We start from the raw sequence: 19,809 nt of genomic DNA on the forward strand, positions 1-19,809 counted from the left end.
TGCAGATGCCTGTCCCTGACTGAGCCGCACATCGAGAAATGAGCTCCGACGCTCGTTGCAAGCAACGAACGCCGGAGCCGACTTAAAGGTAATAGTAATACGGGATGCCCAGGTGTGCCGCTACGTCAGCCGATTCGGGTGCCGCAGGTTTGGCAGACCTTGGCGTTCTCGCTGTTGTACGTGCCGCAGGAGGGGCACGGGTACTGGTCGGCGCTCATCGCCCGGCGGACGATCATCGCGATCTTGTGCATCGCTTCTCTCCTTTGTTGATTCGCAGACGGCTCTTGCCGCCAGCAATCTGAACTGTACGCATCTGCGACTGCACCAGTGACGAGAAAGCGCTTCCACGGTCCATTTCAGTGCAGAATGTGCACTCATCTGAAAGAGTCGTGCACGCATACATAAGAGTGGCAATGGAATCGCTCTGCGGCGGGGGGTGCAAGCCTGGCTCGTTGATGGCCGAGATGGCGATGAGCGGGGCGAGGGGCTGGAACCAGTTCACCGCCGGGCCGGTGTGCCAGGGCGGCGCCTCGATGCGCAGCGATCAGAGCTTCTGGCGAGCGACGTGGAGGAGGCGGTCCCGGACGTGTCAGGGGACCTCGCCCCGGCCCACGCCGGTGGTCATCTGGCAGGGCATAGGGGTGTTCGGTGTCGCCGCTGATCGCGGCGTTCTTGCGCAAAGCGACGGCGAGGGCATCCGCTGGAGCCGCGTGGGGGGCCGTCGCCAGCTCCGCGAGGTTTCCCCCTTGTTCCCGCCCGGATTCGGCTTGGAGTATCAGTCGGGAATGCCGGAGGTGTACCGGAGCATCTGCCGTACCGTGACCTCGTCGGCCCCGTTCCACCAGGTCCTTCTCCACCACCGGCAGCAGGTCGCCGAGCTTGTCGTCCACGCCCAAGCGGCCCTCTTCGACCAGTTGCAGCACGACGGTGGCCACCATCTGCTTGGTCTGGGACGCGATACGGAAGCGGGCGTTCGCGGGTGTCCTCCCGTCCTTTCCCTCGGCAGCTTGTGATCGCGATCGGCCGACCACTCCGGCCGCGCAGGCGTCTCGCCTTTGAACATCGCGCTGCCAGCGCCCGGGGCAGGGCCCTCGTATCCGCACTGTGTCGTTTCGCGCCCGGGCTCGATCCCGCCGATCGGCGGGGTCCTCGGTCCGCTGTTCTGGTTCTCGCGCTCGCCTTCGCCGGCAAGAAGTTCGTGGTGTGTCAGACGAGGGCGGCTAGGGGCGGGCCTCTTGCTCCGCGCCGCCCTCCAGGGTCCGGCGCAGCCGGGCGCGCATCGCCTCGATGACGAGTTCGATGGTGAAGTCGAAGGCGTCGTCGGCGCGGGACGCCCCCGCGGGGAGGCTGCTCATGACGCGCGCCAGCGTCGTCGACTGGGCGAGGACCTCGGGCGGGTAGATCACCTCGGGCGAGACGAGGTCCAGGCCCGCGCCGATCGTGACGATGTCGATCATCGCGATCACGTGCGCGACGTCCCGGTCGGCGAATCCGGCGCGGGACAGAATGGTGGCGAGGTTCTCGACCGTGGTGATCGCCGAGTCCAGGCCCGCGGGGGACGTCGCCAGCAGCATGATGACCCACGGATGCCTGGCCAGCACCGCGCGCTGGGCGGCGGCGACGTTGCGGACGACGTCCGCCCAGTCGCCGGACACGTCCACCCGGACCGCCATCTCCTCGTGCAGCCGGCGACGGATCAGCTCGATGATCTCGGCGCGCCCGCGGACGTGGTTGTAGAGCGAGGACGGGCGGACGCCGAGCCGCCTCGCCAGCTCCGGGACGGTGAACCCGCCGGTCTCGCTCGCGAGTGCCAGTGCCGCGTCGACGATGCCGTCCCGCGAGAGCAGGGGCTTGCGTGGGCGGGCCATCCGCACCCCTCTCCGGATTCGTCGTCCCAGTGGCTGCACGCGTGCTAAACGAACGCCGTTCGTTTAGCACGTTGACACCTTACGTCCCCGCTGGTCACCATACCGGCGAAACGAAATACGAATCGCTCGCTCGAGGTGGTCGAGTCCATCGCGGGCCGCTGACGCATCCGCTTCGGAGAGGACAATCGGTGAATCATTCCCCTTGGTGGCACGGCGCCACGCTCTACCACGTCTATGTGCGTTCCTTTCAGGACGCCGACGGGGACGGCCACGGCGATCTGCGGGGGTTGATCAGTCGGCTCGATTATCTGCGGTGGCTCGGAATCGACGGCCTCTGGCTTTCCCCGACGATGCCGTCGCCCAATCACGACTGGGGCTACGACGTCTCCGACTACCGCGGGGTCCATCCGGACCTCGGCAACCTGGACGACCTGGACGATCTCGTCTCCCAGGCGCGCGAGCGCGGCATCCGCGTCCTGCTCGACCTGGTGCCGAACCACACCAGCAGCGAGCACCGCTGGTTCGTGGAGGCGCGCTCCGGGACGGACTCGCCCTACCGCGACTACTACGTCTGGGCGCCGCCCAAGAGCGACGGATCCGCGCCGAACAACTGGCTCGACGACACCGGCGAACCGGCGTGGACATGGGACGAGAAAAGCGGCGAATACTACCTCCACAATTTCCTGCCGGAGCAGCCGGACCTGAACTGGTGGAATCCGGCCGTGCACGCGGAGTTCGACGCCGTCATGGATTTCTGGTTCGACCGCGGAATCGCCGGATTCCGGATCGACGTGGCGAACGGGCTCTACAAGGACGCGCGGCTCCGCGACAATCCGAAGCACGACGGGGCCTACATCTACGGCCGCGAGGTCCAGGGGCGGTACGGGCTCCAGCACCTCTACAACTTCAACCAGCCCGAGGTGCACGAGGTGTACCGGCACTGGCGCCGCCGTGCCGAGAGCCGGCCGGAGGCGCCGCTGCTCCTCGGCGAGACATGGGTGGCGCGCGTCGACGAACTCGCCCCCTACTACGGCGACGGCGACCAGTTGCAGCTCGGGTTCAACTTCCCGTTCATCTTCGCCCCGTTCGAGGCGCCCGCTCTGGCCCGGATGACGGCCGAGTCGCTGGCCGCCTTCCCGACGGGCGCGTGCCCGATCTGGGCCGGCTCCAACCACGACCTGCCGCGCATGGCGACGCGCTGGGCGCAGGGCGACGAGCGCAGGACCCGGTTGGCGCACACCGTCCTGGCGATGCTCCCCGGCACCTACGCGCTGTACTACGGCGACGAGCTCGGGATGACCGACAGCGACATCCCGCCCCATCTGCATCGCGATCCCCTCACCGCCGGGGAGAGGAACGGGCAGTGGCCGCGGGACAACGCGCGCGCCCCCATGCGCTGGGACCGTACGCCCGGGGCGGGCTTCACCACCGGGGAGCCCTGGTTGCCGCTGCCGGACGACGAGAGCGTCAACGTGGCCGACCAGCGGGCCTCCGCCACGTCCACGCTCGCGCTGGTCCGCGCGCTGATAGGCCTGCGCGACGAGAACTTCGCGGGCGAGGTCGCGCGGTACCGCGAGGTGGAGGTGTCCGAGACGCGATGGGTCTTCACCAGCGGGCCGCTGACGGTGGTCGCCGGCTTCTCCGCCGAACCGCAGCGGTTGGACGTCGCCGGGGTGCCGGTGCTGTCGAGCGCCACGGTCCGCGAGGACCTGCCCGCGGCCGGCTCCCGGCCGCTGCTTCGCCCCTGGGAGGCGCTGGTCCTGTGTTCGGAGTGACCGCACCGACGGCCCCGGCGAGGGGGATCCGGTGAGCACGCGGGCGCGGCGCGCGGCGTGCGCCACCGTAGCCGCGGTGGCGCTGGCGGCCGCGGGCTGCGCGACGCCGGACAGCGGTCTCGAGGCGGCCCGGCGGCACCTGTCCGACCGGGGGCCGATCACCTTCGTCCAGGCGTCCGACGAGGCCGGAACGGCGAACAAGCAGGTCGTCGAGGAGTGGAACCGGCGCCATCCGGACGAGGCGGTGACGCTGAAGCAGTTCGGCGACGTCGACGACCTGCACGACAACCTGGTCCAGCACTTCAAGGCGCAGGACCCGGGGTACGACGTGCTCGGCGCGGACGTCGTCACGATCGCCGAGTACGCGGCGCACCGGTGGCTCCAGCCGTTCGAGGGCGCCTACTCGCTCGACACGTCCCCGCTGCTGAAGCAGACCGTGGCGACCGCGACGTACCGCGGCACGCTCTACGCCGCGCCGTTCATGACGGACGCGGGCCTGCTCTACTACCGCAAGGACCTGGTCCCCGAGCCGCCGCGCACCTGGCGGGAACTGCTGGCGGCCTGCGAGATCGCCCGGAAGCGGCGCATCGGCTGCTATGCGGGCCAGTTCGCCAAGTACGAGGGCCTCACGGTCAACGTGACGGAGGCCGTCGCCGCGGCAGGCGGCCGGCTCGTCGAGCCGGACGGCACCACGCCCTCCGCCCGCACGTCGGCCGCGCGGGAGGGACTGTCCCTCCTCGTCGACGCCTACCGCGCGGGCGCCATCCCGAAGGAAGGGATCACCTACCAGGAGGAGGAGGGCCGGCAGGCGTTCGAGGACGGGAAGCTGCTGTTCCACCGCAACTGGTCGTACGTGTACCCGCTCGCCAACAGCGACGGCGGCTCCGCCGTCAAGGGCAAGTTCGGGGTCGCTCCGCTTCCCGGGGTCGACGGGCCCGGACGGACGGCGCTCGGCGGCCAGGACAACGCGGTGAACGTCTACTCCAGGCACAAGGCGACCGCGCGGGACTTCCTGATCTATCTACAGAGCCCCGCGGTGCAGCGAAAGCTGCTGATCGAGCAGGGCCAGTCGCCCGTGGTCGAGAGCCTGTACCACGACGAATCGCTGCTCGGCCATCCGGAACTCGGCTACCTCGGCACGCTCGCCCAGAGCATCGCCACCGCGACCGAACGGCCGGTGACGCCCTTCTACACGGCGGTCACCAAGGCCATCAGCGAGAACGCCTACGCGGCGATCAAGGGCGAGAAGCCGGTCGACACGGCCCTGAGCGACATCCAGACGGCGATCCTCGCCGCGACGAGCGAGCAGTGACGCACGGGAGAGGGAACGACGCATGACCTCAGAGGCATCCGGATCGGCCGGGCCGCGCCGCGGCCGGCTCGGCATCGTGCTGGTCTCCCCGACACTCGTCCTGCTCGCCGCCGTCATCGGCTTCCCGATCGTCGCCGCGCTGGTGACGTCCTTCCGCGGCGATCCGGCCCTGCGGGACGGGTTCTTCACCGGGGGCGGCGGGTTCGCGGGGTTCTCGAACTACCTGCACTGGGTGGCGCAGCGCTGCGGGGACACCGCCTGCCCGCCCGGCACGCTCGGCGGGCAGTTCTGGACGTCGGTGCTCGTCACGCTGTTCCTCACCGTGGTCAGCGTGTCGTTGGAGGTCGTCCTCGGCCTCCTGATGGCGATCGTCATGAACCAGTCGTTCCTCGGCCGCGGGTTCCTGCGCGCCGTCGTGCTGGTGCCGTGGGCGATCCCGACGGCCGTCACCGCGAAGCTCTGGTTCTTCATGTTCTCCTACGACGGCGTCATCAACCGCGCCCTCGGCCTCCACGTCCTGTGGACGGACGACGCGTGGGCCGCGCGCTTCGCCGTGATCATCAGCGACGTGTGGAAGACCACGCCGTTCGTCGCGCTGCTGATCCTCGCGGGAATGGCCGGCATACCGGGTGACCTGTACGAAGCGGCCCGGATCGACGGCGCCGGCGCCCTGCGCGCCTTCTCCCGGATCACGCTGCCGCTCGTCCGGCCGGCGCTGCTGGTCGCCGTCGTGTTCCGCGTCCTGGACGTCCTGCGGATCTACGATCTCCCGGCCATCCTCACCCACGGTGGCGGAGGCGACGGGCACGCGACGACGACGCTGTCGATTCTGACCGTCCAGCAGCTCCGGCAGGGCTATGGCGGAGCCTCCGCGCTCTCCACGCTGACGTTCCTGCTCATCTTCGGCGTCGCCATGGCGCTCGTCCGGGTCTTCCGGGTGAACCTCGTCCAGTCCGAACAGCATGGAGTGTCGTAGTGATGCCGGCCGTTCACACGAAGGATCCCTCCGCACGCCGGACGCCGCGCCGGGGGCCGCGGCGACGCCTGTGGCTGTACGCGGGCGCGGCCGTCATCGTGGTGTGGTGCCTGGGCCCGTTCTACTGGATGATCGTCACCGCGTTCCGCGACGCGGGCCACACCTTCGACCCCGCCCCGTGGCCGACGCACGTGACCCTGGACAACTTCCGCGCGGCGTTCGACACGAGCGGCGGCGACCATTTCGGGCGGGCGCTGCTCAACAGCGCGATCATCGCGAGCGCCACCACCGCGCTCGCGCTGCTCATCGGAGGGCCCGCGGCGTACGCGCTGGTGCGGCTGCCGATGGGGGGCAAGACCAAGGTGCTGGCGGTCGTCCTGTGCGCCTCGATGTTCCCCGGCGTCGCCATCGTGACCCCGATGTTCCAGCTGTTCACCGAGATCCATTGGCTGGGGACCTTCCCCGCGCTGATCCTTCCCGACCTGTCCTTCGCCCTGCCGCTGACGATCTGGATCCTCACCGGCTTCTTCGCCGCGATGCCCTGGGATCTGGAGAAGGCGGCGCAGGCGGACGGTGCGTCCCCGGGGCAGGCGTTCCGGCTCGTCCTGGTCCCGCTGGCGGCGCCGGGCCTGTTCACCACCGCGATCATGGTCTTCCTGTCCGCGTGGGACGAGTACCTGCTGGCCAGCCTGCTCTCCAACGGGAACCCGGAGGTCGCCCCGGTCACGGTGGCGATCGCCAACTTCGCCGGCTCCCAGCCGCACCAGGTCCCCTACACGGCGATCATGGCGGCCGGGGCGATCGTGACCGTTCCCCTGATGCTCACCGTGCTGGTGTTCCAGCGGCGCATCGTCGCCGGGCTCACCGCGGGCGCCTTCAAGTGACCGCGACGGCCGCAAAGGCCGCGACAACCCCGCCGACTGGTACGCCACCGGACGTACCGCTCGGCGAGCCACTCCCGGATCGGGCGCCGAACAGGTCGTGGGAACCGGACGCGGCGATGGCCCCGGGCAGTGTCCTGCGCGGCGGTGGCCGGCGAGAGGAAGGAATCTTCTCTCAACCGGTTTCGGTGACCTTGCCGGCGGCTTCCGGTGCGTTCTCCGGATCGGAGGACGCCAGCACGGGGTGTTTGCGCAGGGCGATCCGGTCGATCTTGTTGGCGGGCGTCCGCGGCAGTTCGGGAAGGATGAGGATCCGGGACGGCCGCTTGTACGCGGTGAGACGCTCGGCGCAGTGGCGTTCGAGTTCCTGGAGGTCGGGCGGCGTGTCCGGTGCGGCGGACACGAACGTGACGGGCCGCTCGCCCTTGCGCTCGTCCGGTACGCCGATGGTCGCGGACTCGACCACCGCGGGATGCGCGAGCAGCGTGTCGTCGATCTCGCGGGGGTAGACGTTGAAGCCGCCCACAATGATCATGTCTTTCGCGCGGTCGACGATGCGCAGGTAGCCGTCATCGTCGAAGCGTCCGACGTCACCGGTGTGGAACCAGCCGTCCCGGTGCGCGGGGATGATCCCTCCGTCCAGGCCGCGGTAGTGGCGCAGCATGTGAGCCGCCTTGACCCTGATCTCGCCCACCTCCCCGGGGGCGACGGGCGAGCCGGTTCGGAGGTCGGCGACCTCCACCCCGACGAGGGGGGAGGGGATCCCGACCGAGCCCGGGCGCGGTGGTCGCCCGACCGGGTTGTAGGTGATCGGTGCCAGTTCCGTCATCCCGTACGCCTCGTAGATCGGTAGCCCGGTGACCGCCTGCCAGCGTTCCTGCAGGTCGGCGGGGATGGCCGAGCCGCCGCCCTGGCAGAGGCGCAGCTCCGCCAGATCGGCGCCGGCGAGTTCGGGGGCCGCGAGGACGCCGCCGTAGATGGCCGCCGGTCCGCCGCTGAAGACCGTCACGCGATGCCGCTCCAGTTCCGCGGCGACCGTCGCGGGGACGAAGCGCGGCACCATCACGAGCCCGCCGCGGCGGTAGACGGCGTGCAGGAAGCCGATCGCCAGGCCCCAGATGTGGAACATCGGCGCCACGTTGAGCCAGATCTCCTCGTCCGGACGGGTCGGCCAGCACAGTTCGGCGCCCTCGACCGTCGTCAGCAGCGTTTCGTGGGTGTACTCAACGCCCTTCGGCAGACCGGTGGTGCCGCCGGTGAACAGAAGAGCGGCCATGTCGTCGGGGGCCGGGTCCTCCGCGGGGGCCGCCGCGTCCGCGGGTCCGGTCGGCCGGAGATCGGCGTCGGCGACCGGGAGGACGTCCAGGCCCAGTTCGGCGGCGGCCGCGAGCGGACCGGCCGCGGCCGTGTCCGCGTCGGTGAGGACGAACACGGGTGAGGCCCCCTTCAGCAGCGGGACCAGTTCCCCCGGGGTGTAGCCGGGGTTGAGGCAGGCGATGCTCCCGCCCGCCGTCCACACCGCGAAGATCGCCACCGCCATCCGGGGGCTGTTGGGCATGGCGATCGCGATCGTCGCACCCCGCGCACCCGCCTCGGCGAGACGCGCGGCCAGACCATCGACCGCCCTGCCGTACTCGGCGTAGGTCAGCGTCTCGGCACCGCACATCACGGCCACGCGGGCGGGGGCCAGGGCGACCGCTTCGCGCAGCGCCGCGACCATCGTGGCCGGCCGGCGCCCGCGCGTGCTCGAGGGGACGGTTCCATCCAGGGCAGGCATGGCTGCACTCCTCTCACCAGAGTGCGTTTTTTCTATCGGTCTATCGATAGAACGTCAATAGTGCAGCTCGGACCGGCCGGGCGCGGGGGAGAGGAGGAGTCGCCGCTCAGCCCTCGGCCGGCAGGCCGATCAGGTCGCAGAACGCGGCGGAGACCTGTTCGGCGTCGAACTCGTCCGGCTTGTACCACCAGTGCATCCAGCTCATCATTCCGAGGATCCCCTCGCTGACGACGCGGGTCGGGTGCTCGGCCGGCAGGACGCCCTGCTCCTGTGCGCGGGAGACGACCTCCTCGACCCGGACGACGAAGTCCCGCTCGTGTCCGCTGACCTCGCGGCCGACGTCCGCCGGCAGCGAGCGGAACTCCTTCCAGTACACGGCGAACGTTCGCTGGTTGAGGGCGAGGGAGCGGACGAAGGCGTCGATGACGCGACGCAGTTGCGTCGCCGGGTCGGCGGGGGCGGCGAGGGCCTCGTCCAGCGCTCTCGTGAAGTCGCGGTCGACCTGGCGGGCGATCTCCGACATGAGGACTTCCTTGGAGCCGACGTAGTGGTAGATCGTCGGCTGGCTCATCCCCGCGCGTTCGGCGATCTCCTTCGTGGTGCCCCGGTCGTAGCCGCGGACGAAGAAGACGTCGGCGGCGACGTCCAGGATCCGGCGCCGCTTGTCCTCCCAGTCGTCGTTCCGGCTGCCGGGCTTGCGCCCCGGACGCCTGCGCGTCGGGGTCTCGTCTCGTCGTGCGGTGTCCTCTGGAATCACGCTCCGATGCTATCCGAATGATCGATCGGCCGATCGATCGCCTTTGCGTTCTGGTGGGCCGGCTGCTACGGTCCCCAATGAATCGATTGACCGATCGAATGAATGGGAGGTGTCGTGGTGGGAGACCGACTCTTCGACCAGGGCGCCCAGGTGCGCCGGGTCCTCGCGGCCGGCCACGAGACCGCGTACCACGAGGCCGGGAACGGGCGGCCCATCGTGCTGCTGCACGGATCCGGCCCGGGCGTTTCGGCCTGGTCGAACTGGTCCGGTGTGCTGCCCGCGCTCGCTGCCGAGCACCGGGTGCTCGCGCCCGACATCGCCGGATTCGGCAGGACCTCTTTCCAGGAGGGGACCGAGTACGGGATCAAGCTCTGGACGCGGCAGCTCTTCGAGTTCCTCGACGCCCTGGACATCCCGTCCGCCCTGCTGGTGGGGAACAGCTTCGGCGGCGGCCTGGCGCTGGCCGCCACGCTGCGGGACCCGTCCCGCGTGGACGGCCTCGTACTGCTCGGCACGCCCGCCGGGACGTTCACGATGACCGAGGGGCTCCGGGCGGGCTGGCACTACGAACCCGATCCGGACGAGATGCGGCGCATCCTGCGGCTCTTCCCGTATGACAAGGGCCTCGTCACCGAGGAGATGGTGCGGGCGAGGTACGAGGCCAGCGCCGCCCCGGGCGCCCAGGCGGCCTTCCGGAAGCTGATCCCGGAACCCGGCCCCGGGGACACGCCGGTCAGAGGCGTCCCCGAGGACAGGCTCCGCACGATCGGCAAGCCCTCGCTCATCGTCCACGGGCGCGAGGACGAGGTCATCCCCGTGGAGCTCGGCTGGCGCCTGGCCCGCTCGATCCCGGACTCCGAGCTTCACGTGTTCGGGCAATGCGGCCACTGGGTGCAACTCGAACGGCCCGCCGCGTTCACCGCCCTCGTCCGCGACTTCGCCGGGAGGCAGGCATGAGCCTGCACGGCGTCGAGAAGGCGCTCTACGACCTCAACGTCGACCGGCGCGCCCGGGAGACCTTCAAGGAATCTCCCGCCCGTTTCGCCGATCGTTACCGGCTGACCGGGGAGGAGGCGGCGATGCTGACCGGCCGGGACGTTCGCGGCCTCGCCTCGCTGGCCGCCAACCCGATGCTCGTGTGGGGGTTCTGGCTGATGCTCGCGCCCGACGGGGAGCGCGGTGCGCCTGGCTACCTGGCCAGGCTGCGCGGCGAAACACCCGCTCGGCGACCCGTCCCCGCGTCCGGCGATTCAGAGGGAGACTGACCATGGGCGGCATCGTCGGCGGCTTCCTGCTGCCCCACGACCCGATGATGTTCACGCATCCGGACGCACCGGACGTGCCGGTGCGCGACCGTGTGCACGAGGCGTACCGGGAGATCTCCCGGCGTCTCGCCGCGCTGGACCCGACCACAGTAGTGATCATCGGCACCGACCACTACATCCTGTTCGGCCCCGGCTGTCTGCCCCAGTTGCTCATCGCGACCGGGGACCTGGACGGTCCGGTCGAGCGGCTGCCCGGCCTGGCGCGCGGCCCGCTGCCGGACAACGCGCCGCTGGCCCGGCACATCGCCGGACACGGGCACCGGCACGGCGTCGACTGGGCGGTCGCACCGACGTTCACCGCGGACCACTCCGTGGTCATCCCCTACCATCTGGTCGCCGAGCCACTCGGGCTGCCGGTGATCCCCGTCTACCTCGCCTGCGGCGTCGAGCCACTGCTGCCGCTCGCCCGCGCCGTCCGCGCCGGAGAGGCGATCCGGGAGGCGGTCGAGGCCGCCGGAGACGACGAGCGCGTCGCCGTCATCGGCAGCGGCGGTATCAGCCACTGGGTCGGAACCGCCGAGATGGGCCGGATCGACTCCGGTTTCGACCGGATGGTGCTCGACCGCGTCGCCGCCGGCGACACCGCCGCACTGGCCGGCCTGGATGACGCCGAGATGCTCGCGGAAGCCGGCAACGGCGCACTCGAAGTGCGCACGTTCGTCGCGGCGATGTCGGCCGTGGGGCCCTGCCGGGGGGACGTCATCGCCTACGAGGCCGTCCCGGAGTGGATCACCGGCCTCGGCTTCGCCGAGCTGGTCCCGATGGAGGCCGCCGATGTCCGCTGACCTCAAGAGCACCGGAGGCCGTACGGTCCTGTGCGCGGCAGATGACGTGCCTCCCGGGCGGATGCTGCGCGTCGTCACCGGCGACGCGGGGCCGCTGCTGGTCTCGAATGTGAACGGGACCATCCATGTCACCGACGACACCTGCACCCATGCCGAGGCGTCGCTGAGCGAAGGCGATCTGGAGGGAGGCAGGGTCGTCTGCCCGGTGCACTGGGCGGAGTTCGACCTGGCGACGGGCGAGGCCCTGTGCTTCCCCGCGTCCAGACCCCTCGGCGTGTACAGGGCGGTCGTCGAGGACGGCATGGTCGTCGCGTTCCTCGCGCGGAGGTCGGCATGAGCGGCATGAACGACGAACTGCTCGCACTGTCCGGGCTGGACGACGGCTGGCTCGATCGCCGCGTCTTCTGGGACCGGGACGTCTACGAACTGGAGCTGGAGCGGATCTTCGCCCGGTGCTGGCTGTTCGTCGCCCACGAGTCCCAGCTGCCGAAGCCCGGGGCGTTCATCACCACCTGGATGGGCGAGGACAACGTGCTCGTCGTCCGGCGGCGGGACGGCTCCATCGGCGCCTACCTCAACAGCTGTCCCCACAGGGGCAATCGCGTGTGCACCGCCGAAGTGGGGACGGCCCGCGGGTTCGTGTGCAACTACCACGGCTGGTCGTTCGGCCTCGACGGAGGGCTCACCGGCGTGCACGAGTCCGCGGCCTTCGGCCGGGAACCGGGCTTCGACCGCTCCCGGCTCGGGCTCACCCCCGTGGCCCAGCTCGACACCTACAAGGGATTGGTGTTCGCCACGTTCGACCCCGGCGCGCCGCCCCTGTCGGACTACCTCGGCGACTTCGCCTTCTATCTCGATGTGATCCTTGACAACGACGAGGGCGGCACGGAGTTCGCGGGCGGCTCGATCAAGTCCGTCCTCGGCTGCAACTGGAAGATCGCGGCGGAGAATTTCGCCGGTGACGCGCTGCACGCCGGCTGGACGCACGCCTCCGGCGCGCAGGCCATGCTCGGCCGCGGCGTCCCCGACCTGGGCGCGGAGGATGCCGAGAGCTACCACGTCAACGCGAACGGCCACTGCTGGGAGTTCAACCTGGACGGCGTCGGGAACGCCGCCACCCTCGGCGACCCACGGGTCGTGGCCTACCTGCGCGACCACGAGAGGCGCTTCGCCGAGCGACTCGGCGACCTGCGGGCGCGGATGGTCGGCTCGATCAGCTCGGTGAACGTCTTCCCGAACTTCTCGTTCCTGCCCGGCCAGAACACCTTCCGGACTTGGCAGCCGAAGGGGCCGCATCGCACCGAGCTGCACACCTGGGTCCTGGTGAACCGGAACGCCCCCCAGGAGGTGAAGGACGCCTGGCGCAAGGGAGCGATGATGACCTTCTCTCCCTCCGGCGTCTTCGAGATGGACGACGGCGAGAACTGGGAGCTGGCCACCCGGTCCAACGCGGGCGTGGTGACGCGGAAGCAGCGGCTCTACTACGGCCTCGGGTCCGGTACGGCGATCGAGCATCCCGAACTGCCCGGCAACGTGCACCGCGGACAGATCAACGACGCCAACCAGCGGGCGTTCTACCGGCGCTGGTCGCAACTCCTTCGCGCCCGCGCATGGGACGAGGCGGCGTCATGACCACGATGGAGACGTACTGGGAGGTCCAGACCTTCCTCGCCTACGAGGCGCGGTTGCTCGACGAGGAGCGGTACACCGCATGGCTCGGGCTCTTCACCGAGGACGCGCACTACTGGGTCCCCGGCGTGGAGAACCGCGGCCGGTCCGATCCGGACGGCACCTACGCGCCGTCCCGTATGGCCTACTTCGACGACACCCTCGAGGACCTGGGCCGTCGTGTCGTCCGCTTCACCGCGCCCACCGCGTGGGCGGAGGACCCGGCGACCCGGCACCTGCACGTCGTGTCCAACATCGAGGTGGAGCAGGCGGAGGCGCCCGGCGAGCTGCTCGTCCGCTCGGTGATCGTCAACTACCGGGGCCAGGGCGACATCGACGCCGCGACCCTGTACGGGCGGCGTGAGGACATCCTGCGCCGGGTCTCGGGCGAGCTGCGGATCGCCCGCCGGCTCGTCCTCCTGCGGCACGCGGTTCTCCCTGCCAAGAACATCAACACCTTCTTCTAGGAACCGGCACGACATGACGGCAACAGGTACAGGACGGCTCGACGGCCTGGTCGCGCTGGTCACCGGCGGCGGAAGCGGCATCGGCCGGGCCATCGTCGACCGCTACGTCGCCGAGGGGGCGCGTGTGGGCGTCCTCGAGCGCGACTCCGGCCGGGCCGCGGCGCTCGCCCGCGATCACGGTGACCGGGTCACGGTCGAGATCGGGGACGTCAGGGCGCCCGAAGCCCACGCCGCGTCGGTGACCCGCACACTCGACGTCCACGGACGCTTGGACGCCTACGTCGCCAACGCGGGCGTGTACGACTACTCGACCCGCTTCGAAGACCTCGGCGAGAACCGCGTCGCGGAGGGTTTCGCCGAGCTGTTCGAGACGAACGTTCTCGGCTACATGCTCGGCGCAAGTGCGGCACTTCCGGCATTGCGCGACAGCGGCGGATGCCTCATCTTCACTGTCTCCTCCAGCGGCTTGTACGCGGGCGGCGGTGGGGCACTGTACGTCGCGTCCAAGCACGCGGTGGTCGGGCTGGTCCGGCAGCTCGCCCACGAACTGGCCCCGGACGTCCGGGTGAACGGTGTCGCCCCAGGCGCGACGCTGACGGCACTCGGCGGGCTGGCCGCCCTCGGCAGCGCCGACCGGCGCCTGGACGCGGAACTGAACGGGATCGACCGGCACATCCCGCTCGGCTTCGTCAGCGACCCCGCCGACCACGCCGGCCTGTACGTCCTGCTCGCCGACCCACGTGACTCCCGCTTCATGACGGGAGCCGTCCTGCCGAGCGACGGCGGGCTCGAAGTCCGCGGCGCGGCACGTCGACCGAAAGGCGCCCGATGAACGCGAAGCTGACGGTATCGCTCGGGCTGTGGCAGGACAGGCCCGCACGCGAAGCCCTGGAAACGGCCGCCCTCGCCGACGAGCTCCGCTTTCCTGAACTGTGGATCGGCGAGATGGCCACGTACGACGCGTTCGCCCTCGCGGTCGCGGTGGCCGCCCGGACGTCCTCGATCATGCTGACGCCCGGGCCGCTGCCGGTCGCCGTCCGCGACCCGATGATGATCGCGATGGCGGTGGCGTCACTCGCCGATCTGACCGGTCGCGTCGCCGGCGTCGCGATCGGCACCTCCAGCCCGCACGTCGTGGAGCGCTGGCACGGCCGCGAACGGCGGGATCCTCCCACCGCGCTCGCCGAGTCCGCCGAGGCCCTGCGGCACCTGCTCGCCGGAGAGCGGGCCGGCTTCGAAGGCAGGACCGTTCGCGTCCAGGACTACCGGCTGCGGCTGCCGGCACCCCGCACTCCCATCACGATCGCGGCGTTCGGGGCGGCGGCGGTCCGCGCGGCCGCCCGGCACGCCGACCGCATGGTGGTCAGCCTGGTCACGGCGGACTCGGCGGGACGGCTCGCGGCACGGCTCCGATCCGAGTCCGATGCGGCCGGCGCCAGCGCACCACCGGTGGCGGCGTGGGTGCCGGTGGCCGTGGACGGTGGCGCGCAGGCACGTGAGCAGGTCCGCCGGGCCGTCGTCGGCTACCTCGCCGCGCCCGGATACGCGCAGATGTTCGAGGAGGCCGGCTTCGGCGACGTGGTCGCCCTGGCGCGCAGCCGCCCCCATCCGTCCGCGTTGCTCGCCGCCGTCCCGGACGAACTGGTCCACGCGGTGGCGGCGCTCGGCGGGCCGGAGGAGGTCGCGGCACGGCTCGCGTCCTACGCCGTCGACGAGATCGCCGTCCTTCCGTGCTGCACTGATGAGGACCCGGCAGGCGAGCACACCCTGCGCACTCTGGCCGCCCGGACCGGACAGTGAACCGGCACGTCCCCCGCCGGATCGTCATCGTGGGCGGCGGCCTCGCCGGGCACACCGCCGCGACCACTCTTCGAGCCGAGGGCTACGACGGTGAGCTGATCCTGCTCTCCGACGAGCCGTGCCCGCCCTACGACCGGCCACCGCTGTCGAAGGAACTGCTCGCTGGGACGGTCGACGACACCACGCTGCCCACACCTCACGACATTGAGGTGCGCACCGGTTCCCGTGCCCTTCGGCTCTTCCCTGATGCCGTTGAAAGCACGACCGGCACCTACCCCTTCGACGGGCTCGTCATCGCGACGGGCAGTTCCCCCATCAGGCTCGCCGATCCGTCACCCCGCGTTCACGAACTGCGCACCGGCTTCGACGCGCTGCGTCTTCGCGAAGCTCTGCGCACCGCCTCCTCGGTGGCGGTCGTCGGCGCGGGCTGGATCGGCAACGAGGTCGCCACCCGCGCCGCCGCGCTGAACCTCAAGGTCACCGTGATCGACGCCGCGTCCGTCCCGCTCGCGCGGGCGATGCCCGCCCCGCTCGCGGAACACTTCGTGCCCTGGTACGCCGACCGGGGGATCGACCTGCGCCTGGACACCCCGGTCGACGGGGTGGACGAGCGCGGCGTGCGTCTGGCGGACGGGGGGCGCGTCGACGCCGATCTCGTCGTCGTGGGCATCGGCGCACGCCCGGCCACCGGCTGGCTGCATGGCAGCGGCGTTCCGGTGGCTCCTGACGGCGCCGTCGAGGCCGACGCGACACTGCGCGCCGGCCCGGGCTCCGTCTTCGCCGCGGGGGACGCCGTCCGCTGGCCCTCCACCTTGTTCGGTGACCGGCTCCGCGTCGAGCACTGGGACCACGCCGCAGCATCCGGCCGGACCGCCGCCCGCAATCTCCTCGGTCTCGGCGAGCCCTACGACCCGGTGCCCTACTTCTGGTCGGAGCAGCTTGGGCACCGGATCCAGTATGTGGGCCATCACCGTCCGGCGGACACGTTCGTCCTGCGTGGAAACCCCGCCGGTCGGGGCCCTTGGGCGGCCCTGTGGTTCCAGGGGCCGCGGCTGCGTGCCGCGCTCTCCATCGACGACCCGCGCACCGCGAGGGAAGCGCGGCGCCTTATCGCCGGCCGAGTTCCACTGTTCGCCGACCGGGCCGCCGACCCGGACGTCCGGCTGAACGAAACCGCCTTGTAATCACCAATTCTTTCCGCACTGGTCTCAACTGGGACGGAGGGAGTCCAGCGGCCTGGTCCGCAAGGGCGAGAGGGCTCCGATGGTTCAGCTGAGCTCATGGTCGCCCGGCGCCTGTGCCCTCAACGGCGACCGGCCCGCCATGCGGTTCTACCTCATCGAGCGATGACCACGGCGCCGGGCCCGCTTCGACTTCGAACGCTTGAAGTATCCGAGAGTGGACGCATGGCAGCGACACACGACGGCGAGGACGCCGTTCCGCTGACGATCCAGGAGGTCTCCAGGCTCAATCGAGGCGCTGGGCCGCCTGCGGGCGACAGGCATGAGCGTCCAGGTCATACGGTCCTGACTCCAGCATCTCGCCGACCATGGCGTCAACGACGGCCGTCAGCTTCAGACGCATCCGGGGCGTCGAGCCGGCCCCTTACCCGAAAGACGATCACACCTCGGGCTTCGGTCGGGACCGCAGGCGGCGCATCTGGGCGTGGCTGAGGTCGTGTGCCCGGCGCATATGGCGGGTGATGGTCTCCAACTCCTCTTCAGACTGGTCGTCGAGGATCTCCTGCCATGCCTTGCCGAGGTCGTCCCAAACCGCGGTGACGCGGGCGACGCGATCGGGCACCGCGGTGACCAGGACCCGGCGGCGGTCCTGCCGGTCGGGTGTGCGGGCCACATAGCCCGCGCGTTCGAGCCGGTCCACCAGGCGGGTGGCCGAGCCGGTCGTCAGACCCGTCATATCGGCGATCTGCTTGACCGTCACAGGCCGGGGGGCGGCCGTCAGCAGACTCAATGCCTGCACGTCGGTCGGGTGCAGGTCGAGGTGATCGGCCAGGGCCTGGTTGAACAGCACATACGCCGCCAGGTAGCGGCGGGAGGCCATCGACAGGTCCTCGTACAGCTGCTCGCGGGATGTATCCGTCACCTTGCCCACCCTTCGATTGCTGCGCGACGCAGCGATCTCCTGCTACTCTGCTGCGTGACGCACTTAATGCGCCATGCAGCAACCTTACCCGTCTGGAGTACGACCATGCTCACCGTCGCTGTCACCGGAGCCACCGGAGCCCAGGGCGGCGCCACCGCACGCGCCCTGCTGAAGGCCGGCCACCGGGTGCGCGCGCTCACTCGCCGCTCCGACTCGCCCGCAGCCGCAGCCCTGCGCGCCCTCGGCGCCGAGGTGCGCCATGCCCACTTCGACGACCGCGCCTCCCTGGACGCCGCGCTCATCGGAGCCGACTGCCTGTTCGCCGTCACCACACCCTTCGGCACCAACACCGCCACCGAGACCCGCCAGGGCGCGGCCCTCGTCGACGCCGCGGCGGCCGCCCGCCTCGGGCACGTGGTGTTCACCTCCGCCGCCCACGCCGACCGCGACACCGGCGTCCCCCACTACGAGAGCAAGCGCCTGATCGAACGGCGCCTGCGCGGCTCCGGCGTGCCGTGGACGGTCATCGCGCCGGCGGCGTTCATGGAGAACTACGCCAGCGGCTGGACACTCGACGGCCTGCGGGACGGCGTGTTCGCCTGGCCCATGCCCGCAGACCGGCCGCTCACCCTCATCCCCGCCGCCGACATCGGCGCGTTCGCCGCGCTGGTCCTGCAGCGCCGCGACGAGTTCACCGGCCAGCGCATCGACATCGCCTCCGACGAACGCACCCCCGACCAGATGGCCCAGATCCTCACCACCGCCACCGGCCGCCCGATCACCCACCAGCAGATGCCCCTGGAGTACGTCCGGACCCGATCCAAGGACCTGGCGGCCATGTTCGACTACTTCACCACCGTGGGCCTCGACGTCGACCTCACCGCGCTGCGCCGCGACCACCCCGAGGTCGGCTGGCACACCTTCGCCGACTGGTCCGCCGCCCAGGACTGGCCCGCACTGCTGTCCCCCCCCGCGCACCACTGAAAGGACGGCCATGAAGCCGATCGGCTACTGGCTCAACCGCACCGACCAGGCCCTCACCGACCACATGGACCGCATGCTCGCAGAGTTCGGTCTCACCCGGCTCGCCTGGCAGGTCCTCAACGCCGTCCAGGACGCCACGGAGACCACCGACGACGAAGTCCTGCAGATCCTGGCCGCCAATGCCGAGGTTCCCATGCTGACCGCCGCGATCGACACCACGCTCACCGGCGGCTGGGCATCCCGGCCCGCGCCGGGCCGGCTCGCCCTCACCCCTCAGGGAACTCGCCGCCTGGCCAGGGTCGCCGAGCGCGTCGAGGTGTTCCGCGCACTCTCCATGACCGGCATCTCTCTCGACGAGTACCGCACGGCCGTCAGCGTTCTCGAACGCATGACCCGCAACCTCGAAACCACCACGGCGCCCCGGCCCGCCTAACAAGCGCGAGCCGGGCGACCGATTCGGCACATAAAGCATCCCGCTGATCGGCTCGGCCGCGGCTCCTTCGGGTCACCCACAACGTCCGGACCAGCGTCACTGTGGCTCCCGAACACGGCGCTGAGCTCTGGCAGCCCCGAACGGCAGAAGCTCTACGGCACGACAAGGACATCACCGTCGCCTGGCGCGGGCTCGCCCCGTTCGCCGCCGCGGTCGAGGTGCCGGTGGTGCTGGACGGGGAGATCGTGGCGTTCGGACCGGACGGCAGGAGGTCGTTCAAGGCGCTCGGCCCACGCATGCACCTTCGTCGACCACACCGCATCCAGGCCTTGGCCCAGTCCAACCCCGTCTCCTATATCCGCTTCGATGTGCCGCACTGCGGCGACAAGTCGCAGATCGCCCTGCCCCATGCCGAGAGGCGCCGGGGTTCTCCACGGGCTCGGACTGGAGGGGCCGCGCTGGAAGACCGACCACTTCCCACGACGACGTCGCGAACGTTTTCGCCGAGTCGTCCCTTTCGTCGGCTGGAAGCCGGGAGAGCCGCAAGGCGACCCGGTCGGCCCGCTGAACTGCATAAACTCGGTCGGGCCGGCGGTATTTGAACCCAAGACCCCTGACCCCGGATGCAGAAGATCAGTCGATCAGAGTCGATCGTTCGGGCTAGCTTCGTGGGTCGCCGGCCTGCATGCGACGTATGTTCGGCGGCCCCGAGCTCGGCAGGGTCATCGAGATGTATAGAGAGCATCGGGTGTCGGCACGCTCGTCGGCGCGAGTCTGGGAACCGCCTTCGCGGCGGTGCTGCCAGTGGGGCTATCGCCACCGCTCGTCCGATACCCGCGCGTTGGGCACCACGGCCGTGACCATCAGCACGCCGAACAGCGCGAGACCGACGCCGACC

22 protein-coding genes are annotated in these 19,809 nt (G+C 70.5%); 16 read left to right on the top strand and 6 right to left on the bottom strand.

The window, feature by feature from the left end:
• Positions 1 to 125 precede the first annotated feature (125 nt).
• From AB0C84_RS26925 to AB0C84_RS26935, 3 genes are all read right to left on the bottom strand, one after another.
• Complete coding sequence (locus AB0C84_RS26925; RefSeq protein ID WP_361071625.1) at positions 126 to 251, bottom strand: zinc-ribbon domain-containing protein; 126 nt, start codon at positions 249 to 251, stop codon at positions 126 to 128.
• A gap of 123 nt (positions 252 to 374) precedes the next feature.
• Complete coding sequence (locus AB0C84_RS26930; RefSeq protein ID WP_361071627.1) at positions 375 to 1,103, bottom strand: serine hydrolase; 729 nt, start codon at positions 1,101 to 1,103, stop codon at positions 375 to 377.
• Positions 1,104 to 1,220: 117 nt separating this feature from the next.
• Positions 1,221 to 1,868, bottom strand: a complete 648-nt coding sequence (locus AB0C84_RS26935) for a TetR/AcrR family transcriptional regulator C-terminal domain-containing protein (protein WP_361071630.1) — start codon at positions 1,866 to 1,868, stop codon at positions 1,221 to 1,223.
• Between the two features lie 188 nt (positions 1,869 to 2,056).
• Here AB0C84_RS26935 and AB0C84_RS26940 point away from each other — a divergent pair, with 188 nt between their 5' ends.
• The 4 genes from AB0C84_RS26940 to AB0C84_RS26955 are packed head-to-tail and all read left to right on the top strand — an operon-like array spanning position 2,057 to position 6,815.
• Positions 2,057 to 3,643, top strand: coding sequence for an alpha-amylase family glycosyl hydrolase (locus tag AB0C84_RS26940; protein ID WP_361071633.1), 1,587 nt, complete (start codon positions 2,057 to 2,059; stop codon positions 3,641 to 3,643).
• 31 nt (positions 3,644 to 3,674) lie between these two features.
• Positions 3,675 to 4,955, top strand: coding sequence for an ABC transporter substrate-binding protein (locus tag AB0C84_RS26945; protein ID WP_361071636.1), 1,281 nt, complete (start codon positions 3,675 to 3,677; stop codon positions 4,953 to 4,955).
• A gap of 22 nt (positions 4,956 to 4,977) precedes the next feature.
• Positions 4,978 to 5,931, top strand: coding sequence for a sugar ABC transporter permease (locus AB0C84_RS26950; RefSeq protein WP_361071639.1), 954 nt, complete (start codon positions 4,978 to 4,980; stop codon positions 5,929 to 5,931).
• 2 nt (positions 5,932 to 5,933) lie between these two features.
• Positions 5,934 to 6,815 carry a carbohydrate ABC transporter permease gene (locus tag AB0C84_RS26955; RefSeq protein WP_361071642.1) on the top strand — a complete coding sequence of 294 codons (882 nt, stop codon included), beginning with the start codon at positions 5,934 to 5,936 and terminating at the stop codon, positions 6,813 to 6,815.
• Between the two features lie 172 nt (positions 6,816 to 6,987).
• On the opposite strand, the gene AB0C84_RS26960 is transcribed toward AB0C84_RS26955, so the two are convergent.
• Both AB0C84_RS26960 and AB0C84_RS26965 read right to left on the bottom strand, forming a co-directional pair.
• Positions 6,988 to 8,589 (bottom strand): AMP-binding protein, encoded by a 1,602-nt coding sequence (locus AB0C84_RS26960; protein ID WP_361071644.1) that lies wholly within the window; start codon positions 8,587 to 8,589, stop codon positions 6,988 to 6,990.
• A gap of 106 nt (positions 8,590 to 8,695) precedes the next feature.
• Positions 8,696 to 9,346, bottom strand: coding sequence for a TetR/AcrR family transcriptional regulator (locus tag AB0C84_RS26965; RefSeq protein WP_258943620.1), 651 nt, complete (start codon positions 9,344 to 9,346; stop codon positions 8,696 to 8,698).
• A gap of 117 nt (positions 9,347 to 9,463) precedes the next feature.
• Here AB0C84_RS26965 and AB0C84_RS26970 point away from each other — a divergent pair, with 117 nt between their 5' ends.
• Genes AB0C84_RS26970 through AB0C84_RS27010 form a run of 9 tightly spaced genes read left to right on the top strand, consistent with a single transcriptional unit; the run spans position 9,464 to position 16,575 of the window.
• Positions 9,464 to 10,303: an alpha/beta hydrolase gene (locus AB0C84_RS26970; protein ID WP_361071648.1), complete on the top strand. Its 840-nt coding sequence runs from the start codon at positions 9,464 to 9,466 to the stop codon at positions 10,301 to 10,303.
• Positions 10,300 to 10,611 (top strand): hypothetical protein, encoded by a 312-nt coding sequence (locus AB0C84_RS26975; protein ID WP_361071652.1) that lies wholly within the window; start codon positions 10,300 to 10,302, stop codon positions 10,609 to 10,611. The genes AB0C84_RS26970 and AB0C84_RS26975 overlap by 4 nt, the downstream gene beginning before the upstream one ends.
• A 2-nt stretch (positions 10,612 to 10,613) precedes the next feature.
• The gene (locus AB0C84_RS26980) at positions 10,614 to 11,456 is read left to right on the top strand and encodes a hypothetical protein (RefSeq protein ID WP_361071656.1); all 843 of its coding nucleotides are present in this window, start codon (positions 10,614 to 10,616) and stop codon (positions 11,454 to 11,456) included.
• The gene (locus tag AB0C84_RS26985; RefSeq protein WP_361071660.1) at positions 11,446 to 11,793 is read left to right on the top strand and encodes a non-heme iron oxygenase ferredoxin subunit; all 348 of its coding nucleotides are present in this window, start codon (positions 11,446 to 11,448) and stop codon (positions 11,791 to 11,793) included. The genes AB0C84_RS26980 and AB0C84_RS26985 overlap by 11 nt, the downstream gene beginning before the upstream one ends.
• A complete protein-coding gene (locus AB0C84_RS26990; RefSeq protein ID WP_361071663.1) occupies positions 11,790 to 13,088 on the top strand; it encodes an SRPBCC family protein in 1,299 nt (432 codons plus the stop codon). The genes AB0C84_RS26985 and AB0C84_RS26990 overlap by 4 nt, the downstream gene beginning before the upstream one ends.
• Positions 13,085 to 13,591 carry a 3-phenylpropionate/cinnamic acid dioxygenase subunit beta gene (locus AB0C84_RS26995; protein WP_361071666.1) on the top strand — a complete coding sequence of 169 codons (507 nt, stop codon included), beginning with the start codon at positions 13,085 to 13,087 and terminating at the stop codon, positions 13,589 to 13,591. The genes AB0C84_RS26990 and AB0C84_RS26995 overlap by 4 nt, the downstream gene beginning before the upstream one ends.
• Positions 13,592 to 13,604: 13 nt before the next feature.
• On the top strand, positions 13,605 to 14,423 hold the full coding sequence (gene hcaB / locus AB0C84_RS27000; RefSeq protein WP_361071669.1) for a 3-(cis-5,6-dihydroxycyclohexa-1,3-dien-1-yl)propanoate dehydrogenase: 819 nt from the start codon (positions 13,605 to 13,607) through the stop codon (positions 14,421 to 14,423).
• Entirely contained in the window at positions 14,420 to 15,391 is a 972-nt protein-coding gene (locus AB0C84_RS27005; RefSeq protein ID WP_361071672.1) for an LLM class F420-dependent oxidoreductase, read from the top strand. Before hcaB ends, AB0C84_RS27005 begins: the two co-directional genes overlap by 4 nt.
• Positions 15,388 to 16,575: an FAD-dependent oxidoreductase gene (locus tag AB0C84_RS27010; RefSeq protein WP_361071675.1), complete on the top strand. Its 1,188-nt coding sequence runs from the start codon at positions 15,388 to 15,390 to the stop codon at positions 16,573 to 16,575. The genes AB0C84_RS27005 and AB0C84_RS27010 overlap by 4 nt, the downstream gene beginning before the upstream one ends.
• 436 nt (positions 16,576 to 17,011) lie before the next feature.
• Here AB0C84_RS27010 and AB0C84_RS27015 read toward each other — a convergent pair whose 3' ends face one another.
• On the bottom strand, positions 17,012 to 17,503 hold the full coding sequence (locus AB0C84_RS27015; protein ID WP_361071678.1) for a MarR family transcriptional regulator: 492 nt from the start codon (positions 17,501 to 17,503) through the stop codon (positions 17,012 to 17,014).
• A gap of 96 nt (positions 17,504 to 17,599) precedes the next feature.
• On the opposite strand from AB0C84_RS27015, the gene AB0C84_RS27020 reads away from it, so the two are divergent.
• The 3 genes from AB0C84_RS27020 (at position 17,600) to AB0C84_RS27030 (ending at position 19,513) form a co-directional block, all read left to right on the top strand.
• Entirely contained in the window at positions 17,600 to 18,478 is an 879-nt protein-coding gene (locus tag AB0C84_RS27020) for an NmrA/HSCARG family protein (RefSeq protein ID WP_361071681.1), read from the top strand.
• A gap of 10 nt (positions 18,479 to 18,488) precedes the next feature.
• Positions 18,489 to 18,911 (top strand): MarR family transcriptional regulator, encoded by a 423-nt coding sequence (locus AB0C84_RS27025; protein WP_361071684.1) that lies wholly within the window; start codon positions 18,489 to 18,491, stop codon positions 18,909 to 18,911.
• Between the two features lie 218 nt (positions 18,912 to 19,129).
• On the top strand, positions 19,130 to 19,513 hold the full coding sequence (locus AB0C84_RS27030; RefSeq protein ID WP_361071687.1) for a hypothetical protein: 384 nt from the start codon (positions 19,130 to 19,132) through the stop codon (positions 19,511 to 19,513).
• Positions 19,514 to 19,809: the final 296 nt, after the last annotated feature.

Origin of the sequence: Actinomadura sp. NPDC048955, from assembly GCF_040649435.1 — a bacterium.
Classification (GTDB): Bacteria; Actinomycetota; Actinomycetes; order Streptosporangiales; family Streptosporangiaceae; genus Spirillospora; species Spirillospora luteofluorescens.

Bases quoted from the DNA above. Each gene is read 5' to 3' on its own strand.
- AB0C84_RS26925 (WP_361071625.1), bottom strand. From the start codon at position 251: ATGCACAAGATCGCGATGATCGTCCGCCGGGCGATGAGCGCCGACCAG.
- AB0C84_RS26935 (WP_361071630.1), bottom strand. From the start codon at position 1,868: ATGGCCCGCCCACGCAAGCCCCTGCTCTCGCGGGACGGCATCGTCGAC.
- AB0C84_RS26950 (WP_361071639.1), top strand. From the start codon at position 4,978: ATGACCTCAGAGGCATCCGGATCGGCCGGGCCGCGCCGCGGCCGGCTC.
- AB0C84_RS26955 (WP_361071642.1), top strand. From the start codon at position 5,934: ATGCCGGCCGTTCACACGAAGGATCCCTCCGCACGCCGGACGCCGCGC.
- AB0C84_RS26960 (WP_361071644.1), bottom strand. From the start codon at position 8,589: ATGCCTGCCCTGGATGGAACCGTCCCCTCGAGCACGCGCGGGCGCCGG.
- AB0C84_RS26975 (WP_361071652.1), top strand. From the start codon at position 10,300: ATGAGCCTGCACGGCGTCGAGAAGGCGCTCTACGACCTCAACGTCGAC.
- AB0C84_RS26980 (WP_361071656.1), top strand. From the start codon at position 10,614: ATGGGCGGCATCGTCGGCGGCTTCCTGCTGCCCCACGACCCGATGATG.
- AB0C84_RS26985 (WP_361071660.1), top strand. From the start codon at position 11,446: ATGTCCGCTGACCTCAAGAGCACCGGAGGCCGTACGGTCCTGTGCGCG.
- AB0C84_RS26990 (WP_361071663.1), top strand. From the start codon at position 11,790: ATGAGCGGCATGAACGACGAACTGCTCGCACTGTCCGGGCTGGACGAC.
- AB0C84_RS26995 (WP_361071666.1), top strand. From the start codon at position 13,085: ATGACCACGATGGAGACGTACTGGGAGGTCCAGACCTTCCTCGCCTAC.
- hcaB (WP_361071669.1), top strand. From the start codon at position 13,605: ATGACGGCAACAGGTACAGGACGGCTCGACGGCCTGGTCGCGCTGGTC.
- AB0C84_RS27005 (WP_361071672.1), top strand. From the start codon at position 14,420: ATGAACGCGAAGCTGACGGTATCGCTCGGGCTGTGGCAGGACAGGCCC.
- AB0C84_RS27020 (WP_361071681.1), top strand. From the start codon at position 17,600: ATGCTCACCGTCGCTGTCACCGGAGCCACCGGAGCCCAGGGCGGCGCC.
- AB0C84_RS27025 (WP_361071684.1), top strand. From the start codon at position 18,489: ATGAAGCCGATCGGCTACTGGCTCAACCGCACCGACCAGGCCCTCACC.